Origin of the sequence: Streptococcus sp. E17BB (genome assembly GCF_041807725.1) — a bacterium.
GTDB classification, from domain to species: Bacteria; Bacillota; Bacilli; order Lactobacillales; family Streptococcaceae; genus Streptococcus; species Streptococcus entericus.
In genome coordinates this window covers 26395-39776 of sequence record NZ_JBGTZC010000022.1, presented here as the reverse complement: position 1 = coordinate 39776, position 13382 = coordinate 26395, and the positions used below count along the sequence as shown (strand labels likewise).

Here is a 13382-nt window from a genome sequence, read left to right as displayed (position 1 = left end):
ACAATTTGTTGCTTAAAGTCATCACTAAATTGACGACGGATTTTTCTAGACATAGAGTTCTCCTGTTTTCTTTAGTGTAGAACACTTTATAAATTCTGTCTAGTTTAGTGTAACCGATTCAGCCTTTCGGATAAGACAAATCAAAGGAGATGTGCCATCGTGACCAAGACGCTAGACTACCTCCACCGCTCCAACCAGGAAAACCACCAGCTGACCAAGGAAGCCATCGAGACAGCTCTGTTGCTTCTCTTGGAGCAGAAATCGCTCAAGAAAATTGCCATCACCGAATTGGTCGAGCGGGCTGGAGTGGCAAGAAATTCCTTTTACCGTAACTACAGTAGCAAAGAAAATGTCCTGCGGGTCATGCTCAAGGAGCGCTTTGCCCAATTGGCTAGTACCAATGTCGCCAAGTTTCAGGAGAATAGGCAAGCAGGACTGTTAGGGCTTTTTCAGTTTATAGCGGCGGATTTCCGCTTTTATCAGTTGCTCTTGGCAGAAGGGCTCCGCGAGTTAGAAGCCTATCGCTACCAGCCTATAGCCTTTGAAGAGCCTGACCAGCAAACCTACTACCGCAATCGCTTTGTGGCAGCAGGCATCACACGGGTGATTTGTGATTGGTTAGGTGAGAAAAATCCCCAGTCGCCTGAGGACATGGCAGAGCAACTTAACCGACTCTTTGAATAAAAAACACTGACTTTGCTGATTTAACTTAACCTTCAGTTACTACAAAATGTCATCGACTGTCTCAACAGCTACGTCTTTTGTTATGTCAGTTGCCCCAATTCAATCACCTAATTTGCAAGTTTACAAAAAGATAGACGCTACCTTTTACGCTATGTTTGACAACTTAACAGGGCGGTTAACTGGCGCGGACGTTGTCTCTCACTTTACCTTAACTTTTGGGGATATATAAAAGAGGCTGGGGAACACCTATGTTTCCCTAGCCCTTTAATGTCATTAGTACAGTCCAGGTGCCTGACCTAGCTCTGCTTGTAGTTGCCAGATGTTTTTTTCAACCTCACCTTGAGCATCTGCAAAGAGACCGTTTGAAGGGTCATCGCCCTCTTCGTCAGTGACGTCCAAGCCAACTTGAAAAAGATTTGCTAATTGACTATAAACAGCAATCAAACGCTCTATATGATCTTGGACAGAACGGTCATAGTCTCCTTTGACCTCAACAAGAGTTGTCACATCTAAGAATTCTCCCAAGGTCGAATAAGGAAAGCCACCTAATGTAATCAAACGCTCGCTCAGTTCATCTAAGTGCTCACTGATCGCGTCAATTAAAGTATCCATGAACGGATGTAAATGCAAAAAGCCTCTTCCTCTCATGTACCAGTGAATTTGGTGAATGATTGTTCGGGCAACTACCAAGTCAGCAACCGCTTGATTCAAAACGGCTTTTGTTTTAGGACGTCTTCCTGATTCTGTTTGACTGAGTTGCTCAACACGCTCCGCAAATTCTTTAACCGATAAAATTGTCATAATCGTTCTCCTTCTCCTCCTTATTTATAATCATTATTGATTACATTAACTATTATACGCTTTTAAAGTTAGTTGTCAAGAATTTATCCTGTCAAAAAACGAATAAAAAGATATGAAAGTAAATCATATCTTTTTTATAGTCATCGGCTTACTCCTGCTTATTCAACTGGCAACTGGGCAAGTGTCCTATGCTGAAGGTTATTTATTGCTTTGGGGAGCTATTTTGGCTCTATACGATCTAACTAGTCAGTCCTACCCACTATGGATCTGGCTAGCAGGCACTGCTGTCATCCTGCCCTTTACTGGAGTGAATACAACCAGTCTCATCCTGTTTTGCTTGGCTATTTTAGCAGAAATCAAAGATATCAAGATTGGCTCCGGTGATTTTTTCTACCTCAGTACCCTAGCACTTGTCCTGTCGACCAGTGATATTCTCTGGATTATCCAATTGGCATCTTTGATGGGGATAATGGCCGTTTGGGCATCGAAACAGGGTAAGCAGCCCATTGCCTTTGTCCCTTTTCTACTACTGGGACAGTTTATCTTGCTGCAATTAAATCAACTTATTTGATGAGTTGAGCTTCTTTTTTGAGCTGTTCTGGTATGGTTATGCCAAGCTCCGTGGCAACCGTTTCATTGATAATCGGTGTGCCCTGGTCGAATACCTCGACAGGCAACTGAGCAACCTGCTCTCCTTGTAAGAGTTTGGCTGCCATTTTCCCTGTCGCTACACCGAGCTCATACTGGTTGATGAAGACAGAGGCAAGACCGCCTTCAGCCACCATCGTGTCAACACTGGTATAAATCGGTGTTTTCGCTTCCTTGGCCGCTTGGACAACTGTTGTGAAAGCACTGGCAACAGTATTGTCAAGCGGAAGGAAAATCGCATCCACTTTCTCTATCATCACATGGGTCATGGAGGTGATGTCATTGCTTGAAGCTACAGCATATTCGATAACATCATAACCCTTGGCTTGAGCTAATGTCTTAAATTCTTCAACCTGAGACTTAGAGTTATCCTCGCTGCTAGAATAAAGGACACCCACCGTTTTGACCCCCGGTGTCAAGGTTGCCATCAATTCCAACTGGTCAGCGATTGGTGTTTTATCAGACACACCCGTGATATTGCCATCTGGTGCAGTCAAATCCTTCACCAACTTTGCTCCAACTGGGTCTGTCACAGCTCCCATCACAATTGGAATATCCTTAGTCGCTGATGCCAAGCCTTGTGCAGCGGGTGTAGCAATACCGATTAACACCTGATTTTTATTATTGACTAGGGTCTGACTCATGGTTTGAACCTTGCTCTGGTCAGCTTCACTGTTAAGAAAGTCAATTTGCAAGTTACTACCTTCTGTGTAACCAGACTCTTTTAGGCCAGCCTTGATGCCACGGTAAATGTCATCCAATGCTTCATGGGTGACAAATTGCAAGACCCCTACCTTGACCTTGTCTGTTTGATGCTTCTCAGACGACGGGCGGAGCAACTGACTGCCCACGGCTAGAACAACAAGAGCCAAAAGCCCTCCAAAAATAAATGCTAAGCGTTTGTTTTTCATGATTGTCTCCTTTTTATAGTGATGAATTATTGAGGTAGTCTGCGATGGCGGCAACATCCTTATCTCCACGACCAGATAGATTGACAAGAATGGTGTGCTCTGAGCTGAGTGTTGGTGCCAAACGAAATGCGCCAGCTAGAGCATGGGAGCTCTCAATAGCAGGTAAAATCCCTTCTGTTCGAGATAAAAGTAAGAGAGCCTTTACCGCTTCATCGTCGGTTGCTGATTCATAAGATACACGACCAATTTCCTTTAGGTAAGCATGTTCTGGTCCAACACCTGGATAATCTAAGCCTGCTGAAATAGAGTAAACAGGCGAGACTGAACCGTCTTCTTCAAACAACGAGATTGTCTTCATACCGTCAACAATTCCTACACGACCTTTAGTCATTGTTGCAGCGTGATCTGAGGTATCTAAGCCGCGACCTGCCGCTTCTACTCCAACAAGTTGTACCGTTTGATCTGACAAGTAGGCAGAAAAGGCACCGATGGCATTTGAACCACCCCCAACACAAGCAAAAACGTAGTCTGGTAAACGCGCCTCTTTTTCAAGAAATTGCTGGCGTGATTCAAGAGAAATGACTTTTTGAAACTCATGTACAATACTTGGATAAGGGTGAGGACCTACTGCTGATCCTAGGACATAGAAGGCATCAAGGTCAGCCATCCATGCACCAAAAGCGGCATCAACCGCATCTTTCAGCGTCTGTGTTCCAGTTTCCACAGCATGTACTGTCGCCCCCATCATCTCCATCCGAAACACATTAAGACGTTGCCGACGGACATCCTCTGCTCCCATGTAGATATCGCAAGCCATGCCAAATTTTGCCGCTGCCGCTGCAGTGGCTACACCGTGCTGACCAGCTCCTGTTTCTGCAATCACACGTGTTTTACCCATCCGCTTGGCCAGCAATAGTTGCCCAAGCACATTATTTAATTTATGAGAACCTAGGTGATTTAAATCTTCACGCTTCAAATAAATTTTTGCACCACCAAAATGTGTCGTTAAACTGTCCGCATAATAAAGCGGGGTCTCACGTCCTGAATAATCTTTTAGGTAGCTCTGATATTCTGCTAAAAAATCTGGATCATTTTTATAACGGTTAAAAACCTGTTCTAACTCATCCAATAAAACCTGAATAGGCTCTGGTACAAAAGAGCCGCCAAATTGTCCAAAGTAACCTGTTGTCATCTTTTTTCTCTCCTTTTGTCATCGATTTAACCAAACGGTACCTTTTTAGTCAAATCTTAGTTTTTTCCAACAACGCAAAAGCCCCCACGCAAATCTATTGCGTGAGGGCGTTAAATCAGCTTTAACACGGTGCCACCTCAGTTGAAGACTTTTGTATAGCAAAAAAGCTATGGCGTCATCATCTCAATCTCCTCTAACAAGGAGTTGCACGATAAGGGGTGCACACCGAATTCACATTGTTTAGAATTCTAATAAAACCTCAGCCCATTTCATCCCTGCCTACTACTGACTCGCAATAACCGTCAGCTCCCTGAAAGTAGTGATAGAGAGTACTTCTTCTGATTGATAATTAGTTTATCATACTTTGAAAAGGCTGTCAATAGCAAATATTATTTTTTTATTTGGTCTGTCATACAGCCAAATCAGCATAATAAAAGAGGGCAGGAGAGAGTGTCACGATGGTTTAATTTCCAACACGTTTCATCAGTTGCACTAAAGCATAGCCAAGTGCCATGCCAACTAAACTTTGTAGGCTGTTGCCAACAACTGTTGTCAGCGCCGTTCCCACGTTGGTCATCACCGTTTCAGCGATAAAATAAGTAGCGACCATCACAAGGACAGATAAAATCAGACCAAGTAGACGTTTCTTGCCTGTCCATCCAGCCAGATAGCCTTGTGCCCCGTGTGCAATCAGGCTGACCAGCATGTACTGCGGATAGCCTGAGAGGAGGTCAATCAGAAAACCAGCCAGAGCACCGACCGCAGCCCCTTCTTTCTTGCCCAAATAAAAGGCTGCAAAGTAAATCCCCACATCAAGAAGAGTGAAGAACCCCAGTGCCATGCTGAACTGAAAGACTTTACCCAAGACAAGGGTCAAGGCAGTGATAATGGCAAGCAGGGGCAAGGTTTTGATCTTAGTTTTTGTCATATTGAATCACTCCGTAATCATCAGATTGTTGAATAGCCTTATGGACAAAGGCCTTGGCGGCACGAACCGCCTCTAAGGGTGACTGCCCAGCCACCAGTTGACTAGCGATACTAGACGCAAAGGTACATCCAGCACCGATATTATTGCTCTCAAGCACAGGGCTCTCAAGCACCGTCAAGGTGTCACCATCATAAAAGACATCACTAGCGCACGCTTGGCTCAAGCGATTGCCACCTTTGATCACCACATATTTCGCCCCCAAAGCGTGAAGCGTCTTAGCGGCCTCCTGCATGTCTTCTAGGTTCTTGATCGATTTTCGGGTCAATAGCTCAGCTTCTACCAGATTTGGGGTGATGATGGTGACATAGGGGAAAAACTTTAGCAGTTCATCCCGCAGAGCAGAGACCTCAACATCGTGCGTTTCCTTGCAAACCAGCACCGGATCTAGCACCACTGGAATATCTTGATGAGCTTTGACAAACTCAAGTGCCTGCTCAGCGATGGACACATTTGGCAAAAGCCCTAGTTTTATGGCCGAAAAAGGAACAGTGGACAGGCTCTTGAGTTGATGAGCAAAGACCTGCTCGTCAGTCGCAAAAACCTCAAAACCTTCATCCGTCAGGGCGGTCAGGCAGGTCACCGCCACAAAACCGTGGTAGCCATGAACCGTGTAGGTAGTCAAGTCAGCATAGAGACCGCCCCCACTAAAGATGTCATTGCCCGAGAGGGCGAGAATGTACGTCGTCGTCATAAGAAATCTCCTTTAAGTAGAGACCACCAGGACCAGCTGTCGGACCAGCCAACTGGCGATTTTTGCTATCGAGAACGGTCTTTATCTGGCTAATAGGAAAGCGACCGTTCCCGATCTTAAGCAGTGTACCAACCATGTTACGGACCTGCTTGTAGAGGAAGCCGTTACCAGTAAAGGTAAAGGTATAGAGGTGCTTAGTTGCATCATAGGTCACGCTAGCTGCCGTGATGGTTCTGACCTTATTAGCCACACTGGTTCCACTAGCGGTAAAACCAGTAAAATCATGGGTGCCGATTAAATCCTTGATGGCTTCCTGCATAGGAGCTAGCTCGACTGGATAAGGATAGGCTGTTGTCAAATGTCTCAACATAGGATTCTTGGAGCGACCAACATCGACCAAAAACTCATAGGTCTTATGATGCTTGGCATAGCGGCAGTGAAAGTCGTCCGCCACCTGCTCAACCCTGACCACGGCGATATCCTCAGGAGACTGGGTGTCCAGCGCAAAGCGAAGCTTTTCTACCTCCCGTGCCTCAGGCAGGTCAAAATGGATGACCTGACCGTAAGCGTGGACACCCGCATCCGTCCGACCAGCCCCATGGACAGTCACGGGTTGACCACTGTTGAGCTTGGTCAAGGTCTTCTCTAGTTCCTCTTGAACACTTCTCGCTTGTGGCTGGCATTGAAACCCCGAAAAATGCGTTCCATCATAAGCAATGGTTACCTTGTATCGTGTCATGGGTAACATTATAGCATGGCTGACCATGATTTTCAACGTCGGAATAAGATTTCTTAAGAAAAGTTGCTTAAACATCTGAATAAAAAACTAGACTGGCTCATGACCAATCTAGTTTTTATTAACTTATCTAGCTCGTCTTCTCAGTCCGGCTAAGCCTAAGGCTGATAGGAGGGCTGTTGCGCCGATAGCGGCTAGAGCTGTGTGGGCATCTCCTGTTGCAGGGAGTACATTCTTACCTGCTATCGCTGAGGCTGGTGCTGAACCTACAGGAGCTGTAGCTGGTCGGCTTATGTTGCCATGGATCGGAGCGTCTCCACCTTGGTGAGGAGCTTGCGGAGCAGTAGCTGATGGTGTCTTATAAATAATACCATACTCACTGAAGTGCTCTGCGGTGAATTTGGCATAGCGCTTGCCATCACGAGTCACTGTTGTGAATGACAGGCTTTGGCTCTGGTCACTATTTGGTAGGTAAACCACTTGAGCGACATCTTTGCCGTCATCAATCGGCAGGTAAACGTCAACCGGAGCAGTTGACTTGGTGACATTACCATCCTTGTCGACCAGCTCGATATCAAAGAAATCGTAGTCGGTACCTTTGAGGATAGCTGGCGTTTCAGGGTTGTCANCGACCAGCTCGATATCAAAGAAATCGTAGTCGGTACCTTTGAGGATAGCTGGCGTTTCAGGGTTGTCAGTTTCTTTGTGGAAGACCACTCTCAAGCCTGCCACCTTGGCATCCGCTGATTGAACCTCTGCGATGATACCTGAGTCAGTTTGAGGGTTGACGTCAGTAATTTGACGCGGTGGTTGTGTGGTGTCAGGTTTGGTTGTGTTGTCACCTTGATTAGTATCAGCGCTACCACCTGCGTCGGTACCGCCACCTTCGTCAGCACCTGCATTAACACCTTCATCGGTACCTACGTTGCCATTTTGGTCGAAACTCTCATCATCGGACTGGTCATCTGAATCTGAGCTGCCTTGGTTACCACCATTATCCTGGTCATCACCTGAAGTTGGGTTGGTATCAGCTGAATCACCTGGTGTGCCTGAATCTTGACCTGTATTATCTGATGGATTGCCTGAATCTGAACGACCTTGGTCAGCGTCCGCAGCATCACCTGCGTTGGTATCGGTGCTACTGTCTTCGTTGGTACCGGCGTTGTCGCCTTGGCTGTCATCATTAGCCTGGTCACCATCTGGGGTTGTGTTTGAATCAGCTGAACCGCCTTGGTCTGCACCGGTGTGTTCGCCTTGGTCAGTACCTGAAGTGTCACCTTCATTGGTATCGGTGTTACCACCTTCGTCAGTATCTACATCACCTGGCTGACTATTAGAATCTGAACTGCCTTGGTCGGCGCCAGTATCGCCACCTTGGTCAGAACTTGCATCATCGGACTGGTCGTCAGTATTTGAGCCATCTTGGCTACCATCATTATCTTGGTCACCACCTGGGGTTGTATTGGTATCAGCTGAATCACCTGGGGTGCCTGGATTTTGACCTGTTTCGCCTGACGGATTGCCAGAGTCTGAATCATCATGGTCTGAGTTGGTCTTACCTTCTTGGTCTGCACCAGTATCCCCACCTTGCCCGGAACTTGAATCATCGGACTGGTCGTCAGAATCTGAGCTGTCTTGGCTATCACCATTAGCCTGATCACCACCTGGGGTGGTGTTTGAATCAGTTGAATCGCCTGGTGTGCCTGGATTTTGACCTGCATCACCTGACGGATTGCCTGAATTTGACCCATCCTGACTACCACCATCAATCGGTGCATGTTCTACCATGACCGAACGGGCTAAGAGAGCCACTGCTGTCCCGCTTGCTTCATCAGTCTGATAAGTCACCACCCGAACAAGACCTGCTACTTGTTGTGGTGGTAACGTTAGCCGAACAATACCCGTTGCTTCATGTTCAAGACGACTTGTTCCGCTCACTACAATACCATCAGCTGTTTGTTGAATCCGTATTGGTTCTGCTTGCTCTGGCAATAAAACCTCAACAGTCGTCCACTCTCCAGTAGGCAATGTCACATCAAAATAAGTCGCTTGAGCACCGATATCTTCTAAAGTGGCTGGGTAAGATTGCTCCAGCGGCGACTTCAAGATGACAAATTTATCTAAGGAAATCTTATGACGACTGTTGTTGATTGATTCTGGTGCAACTGTTAGTGCTATCGTATGCTCGCCGTCTGATAAGTTTCTGTACTCGCCGATTAGCACACTTTTTTCGGTGTCGCCAGACGCTTTGTTAAATAGCAGAGGCGCAACAGCTTGACCATCTATGGTCACCGTCGCTTTCCCAAGGGCCGTTGATTTCAGCCCAAAAATCTGAATTCCTGTGCCTGTAAAGGTCAGAGTAGCAGTACGGTCTGCTTCTGAACGTTGGCTACCCGTGATGTCAGCGTATTTCTCCGTGCCACCATAAAGAACATTATCAGACCAGTTACCAAAGACAGAACCGTAAGTAACTCTCGGATCTCTATCGTCTAAGACTTCAGAACTTCCGGAATTCTCCGTCAACACACGGAAATAGTCTAGAGAAATCTTATTCCGCTCATTTGTACGTGTAGCAGGTCTGTTATCAATGACCAGTTTCAACTCATGCGCACCATCTGTTAGACCGTCAATTTGCCCAATAAGAACACCCTTTTGAACACCGCTCGTTCCATAGAAATCCAGCTCTCCACGAGCTTCGTTATCAACGTAGACCAGAGCCTTACCAAGTCCACTGTGTTTCAACCCATAGACTTGGATACCAGTGCCAACAAATGGGACGATGACTGTTCGGTCAGCCTCTGACACCTGACGACCTGTCAAATCACCAAATTTTTCCGTACCGCCGTAAAGGCTATTGTCCGCCCAGTTGCCAAAAATGGCCCCGTAGCGTATACTGCTGTCTCGGTCATCCAAAATAAGTTTGACATCGGCGATATTGGCTGGATCAGACCAAGCTGTGCTCAAGGTATCCGATAAGACAGCTTGTACACGATAAGCATAATGATGGCTTGGCAAAACTCTTGTATCACGATAAGTCGGATCAACCGTAGTAAATGTTTTTGTATCAGCTACCCGACCCGCTTCATCTCTTGCCACACGTTCAATACGATAGTAGGTAGCCTTATCAATAGGTGAAAAAGTCAACTCAGCCTGACCTTCACCAGTTCTCTCCGCCCGCAAGTCAGTGATACGTCCCAAAACATCACGGATAAACACCACATCACCTGCTGTTGTCTCGATTTCAATGCGATCCGCCTGAACACGTCGGAAACTTGCTGGCAGACCATTGATGGTCACTGTGGCCGTTTCGATACGTGGGTAATCAATCTGAAGTTTACCCCCTGATTTTGCTTGTAAGGTCAAGTGGGTCAGGTTTTTCTCCTGCCAGGCCATGGCTACCTCAACATTGCCACGCGCCACTAAACCTGAAACTTGTCCTGTTTTCCAAGCATCTGGAAGAGCTGCTAATGGGGCAATATAGCCTGTGTGAGATTGCAACAGCATTTCCGTAATACCTGATGTCGCACCAAAATTGCCATCAATTTGGAATGGCGTATGAGTGTCCCATAGGTTAGTAAGGGTTGAGCCACGCAATTGCTCTGCCAGTAAGCGATGCGCACGGTTACCATCTAACAAACGCGCCCAGAGGTTAATCTTATTGGCTTTCGACCAGCCCGTTCCTCCGTCACCACGCGCGTTCAGAGTTGCTTTTGCAGCCTCAAGATAGTCTGGTTGGTCCTTGCTAAACAGGGTACCTGGGAACAAACCAACAAGCTCTGACACATGACGGTGATTGGCCTGAACCCCCTCTCCTGTAAAGGCAGGCGTGTCTTCCTCGTACCATTCTTTGATACGGCCAGCATTATTGATATGAAGAGGTTTCAGCTTATCAAATTTGACTTTAATCTCCTTGACAAATTCGGCATCCTTACCTAAAATCTCAGCGGCCTCCATGTAATCATGGAAGAGTTGCCAAATCAGTGATTGGTCAAAGGTATTGCCGATAGAAATGCTACCGTGCTCAGGTGAATAAGATGGCGATGACACATAACGATCGCTAGCCTGATCATAGTGAAGAAAACTATTCCAGAACTTGGCAGTCTCTTTGAGCATTGGATAGATTTTCCGTTCCAGATAGTCTTTATCCTGCGTGAATTTATAGTAATCATAAACATTCTGCATAATCCACGCATTTGATGCCGGTGACCAGCCCCAGTAGTAGTTCCATCCCGGTGTTGTCCAACCAAACGGCGTTGCTTGAGTATGGGCTAACCAGCCATTTTCCTCCCCATCTCGGGACTCGATACCACCATATTCCTTCGCAGCAATACGACCATAGTAACGCATATCATCAATATAGTTGATCAATGGCAAAGCGGTCTCTGCTATATTGGTGCTATAAACCGGCCAGTAATTCATCTGGAGGTTCACATTGAGGTGATAGTCAGAGTTCCAAGGCGGATTATCCACCGCATTCCAGACCCCTTGCAGGTTGGCAGGCAAGGCATTGAGGCGATCGCGCGATGACGTAATCATCAGATAACGACCATACTGGAAGAATAATTCCTCTAGCTCTTGCCCAGTCTCTGGTCTGTAATCGCGCAACAGACGGTCTGTTGACGCTGTCATCTCTTTGTCTGTCAAATTCAGTTTAACACGGTCGAACAGGGTTTTGTAATCAGCTACATGCGTTTCCTTCAGCTGCTCATAGGTTTTTTGCTTGGCTTTGGCAACAATTGCCTTGACCTCACTGACAACATTGGCATCTGGTCTACGATAATTGGTCTTAGGATTTTGTGCAAAATCTGTTTTTGCCGTCAGCAGCAAGGTGGCGTAGCTAGCCCCACGAACTGATAATTTATCTTCATGACGCGTTAATTCACCGTCCGTATCAACACTCAGAAACGATGCAAACCTCATTTTGTTGTTGGTCACTTCTCCAGACAAGAGAATCCCCTCATCGCTATAGGTTACCTCTCCAGTCTTATAGGAAGACCGTTTGTTTTCGTCGTAAGTCGTTTGATTTTTCAACCAATCTGTCGTTAAACGCATTGACACCTCAAAATCCAGAGATTTCTCTCCCTCTTTGGTGAGATGAGTCACTGTAACGTCATCAGGAAAACTCGAAAAATGTTCACGACTAAAGGTTGTGTCTGCCTGCTTATAGCTGGTACGACTAATCGCTGTCTTGATGTCCAAATCACGGTGGTAGTCGGTCACACTATCCAATGTTTTTTCTTGATTGGTAAAATCGATAAAGACATCACCAAACGCCAAATAGCGCCCGTACTGCTCATCGTAGGGACCTTTGAGATGGGTTTCTGCCAACCGCTTGGCCGTCGTCAAATCACCTTTTTCTAACGCCTCTCGAATTTGCGGCAGGTACTCATGTTTATTGGCTAAATTTCCACCGTTATAGGTCGCATCATCAGGAGTCGGACCTCCAGACCACAAGGTTTTCTCATTAAACTGGATTTTCTCCGCCCCAACAAGTCCGAAAATCTTAGCACCCATTTCGCCATTACCAATCGGCAAAGCCTCGCTCTCCCATCCTTGATAAGTCGTCGCTGCAGGCCGCTCATAATGGAGCGTGTAAGGATTTGAATCGACGACCTCAGGTTGCACCTGTATCGACTCAGTAGCCGGCTCTTCTTTATTGTCAAGGTCAATAGCTGGCGCTTCGCTCCTACTTTCAGCTTCAGCAGAATGTGATGCATCAGCTCTGCCAGCAGGAACGGGGTCAGTAGTCACAGAACCAGATTCATCGGCTTGCACTGTCATTTGACCAAATAAACTTGTCCCAATGATAACTGAACAAACACCTATACCCAGTTTTCGGATACTAAAATGACTCTTTTTTGAAAAAAGATGTTGTCTCACAAAAAGCCTCCTTGAAATCGTTTTCTTTTTATTTATATAATAACCTGTTTTATGGTTTTTTGCAAGCATTTTTTGAATTCTTTTACTAAATTTCTACAATAAATCATAACCACCCGTCTAACGGGTGGTTTGAACAGGGGCTATAAGCCCACATCACCAGCCAGCGCCTATGCTGCTTTCTTTCACGTTGTTCAAGCCTCACTGCTCTTGACTCGTCACAAACCTCTCAAAGAGGTGTTGGTATTACTTGCCATTATCCCTAAAGGGATCTTCGTATTCTTTCACACTCAGTTTATCAAGTGATATATCATGCTTTTCCTGTTCTTGAATATATTTCTTTATGGTGGCTTCATTAAGTCCTACTGTGCTTACATAATAACCCTCTGCCCAAAAATGGCGATTCCCAAATTTATATTTCAAATTGGCGTGTTTATCAAACATCATAAGAGCACTCTTGCCTTTTAAATAGCCCATGAAACTGGAAACGCTGATTCTTGGTGGAATACTAACTAGCATGTGAACATGATCTGGCATTAAATGTCCTTCTATAATTTCAACACCTTTATAGCTACATAAACGGCGGAATATCTCTCCTAAACTGCTTCGATATTGATTATAGATGACTTTTCGTCTATACTTAGGGGTGAACACAATGTGATATTTACAATTCCACTTTGTGTGTGATAAACTATGTGCTTTTTGATCCATATTTTTCTCCTTTCGCTCTACAATAGGCTTGAACACCTTTATTGTATCGCGTTTGGAGTTTTTTTTTGGTATAACCTGCGATGCGCACCCGCATAGCGGGTGGTTGTTTGTTTCGCTCCGTAGGTGCGAAACGGACTTAAAGT

General features: G+C 45.8%; 10 protein-coding genes. 2 read left to right on the top strand and 8 right to left on the bottom strand.

The window, feature by feature from the left end; translation table 11 throughout:
- The first annotated feature begins 159 nt into the window (after positions 1–159).
- Positions 160–684 carry a TetR/AcrR family transcriptional regulator gene (locus ACERC7_RS06790; protein WP_373658369.1) on the top strand — a complete coding sequence of 175 codons (525 nt, stop codon included), beginning with the start codon at positions 160–162 and terminating at the stop codon, positions 682–684.
- Between the two features lie 273 nt (positions 685–957).
- Here ACERC7_RS06790 and ACERC7_RS06785 read toward each other — a convergent pair whose 3' ends face one another.
- The gene (locus ACERC7_RS06785) at positions 958–1485 is read right to left on the bottom strand and encodes a DNA starvation/stationary phase protection protein (protein WP_373666507.1); all 528 of its coding nucleotides are present in this window, start codon (positions 1483–1485) and stop codon (positions 958–960) included.
- A 112-nt stretch (positions 1486–1597) separates the two neighbouring features.
- Here ACERC7_RS06785 and ACERC7_RS06780 point away from each other — a divergent pair, with 112 nt between their 5' ends.
- Entirely contained in the window at positions 1598–2056 is a 459-nt protein-coding gene (locus ACERC7_RS06780; protein WP_373658367.1) for a prepilin peptidase, read from the top strand.
- On the opposite strand, the gene trpX is transcribed toward ACERC7_RS06780, so the two are convergent.
- The 7 genes from trpX to tnpA form a co-directional block, all read right to left on the bottom strand.
- Positions 2049–3044 carry a tryptophan ABC transporter substrate-binding protein gene (gene trpX / locus ACERC7_RS06775; RefSeq protein WP_373658366.1) on the bottom strand — a complete coding sequence of 332 codons (996 nt, stop codon included), beginning with the start codon at positions 3042–3044 and terminating at the stop codon, positions 2049–2051. The two genes, ACERC7_RS06780 and trpX, sit on opposite strands and share 8 nt — an antisense overlap.
- A gap of 13 nt (positions 3045–3057) precedes the next feature.
- Entirely contained in the window at positions 3058–4236 is a 1179-nt protein-coding gene (gene trpB, locus ACERC7_RS06770; protein WP_373658365.1) for a tryptophan synthase subunit beta, read from the bottom strand.
- Positions 4237–4699: 463 nt separating this feature from the next.
- The gene (locus tag ACERC7_RS06765; RefSeq protein ID WP_373666506.1) at positions 4700–5164 is read right to left on the bottom strand and encodes an ECF transporter S component; all 465 of its coding nucleotides are present in this window, start codon (positions 5162–5164) and stop codon (positions 4700–4702) included.
- Entirely contained in the window at positions 5151–5915 is a 765-nt protein-coding gene (locus ACERC7_RS06760) for a bifunctional hydroxymethylpyrimidine kinase/phosphomethylpyrimidine kinase (protein ID WP_373666505.1), read from the bottom strand. Before ACERC7_RS06760 ends, ACERC7_RS06765 begins: the two co-directional genes overlap by 14 nt.
- Positions 5878–6654 carry a tRNA pseudouridine(38-40) synthase TruA gene (gene truA, locus ACERC7_RS06755; RefSeq protein WP_373666504.1) on the bottom strand — a complete coding sequence of 259 codons (777 nt, stop codon included), beginning with the start codon at positions 6652–6654 and terminating at the stop codon, positions 5878–5880. The genes ACERC7_RS06760 and truA overlap by 38 nt, the downstream gene beginning before the upstream one ends.
- Before the next feature lie 123 nt (positions 6655–6777).
- Positions 6778–12531 (bottom strand): glycoside hydrolase N-terminal domain-containing protein, encoded by a 5754-nt coding sequence (locus ACERC7_RS06750; RefSeq protein WP_373666503.1) that lies wholly within the window; start codon positions 12529–12531, stop codon positions 6778–6780.
- A 243-nt stretch (positions 12532–12774) separates the two neighbouring features.
- The gene (gene tnpA, locus ACERC7_RS06745) at positions 12775–13239 is read right to left on the bottom strand and encodes an IS200/IS605 family transposase (RefSeq protein ID WP_373666502.1); all 465 of its coding nucleotides are present in this window, start codon (positions 13237–13239) and stop codon (positions 12775–12777) included.
- Positions 13240–13382 lie beyond the last annotated feature (143 nt).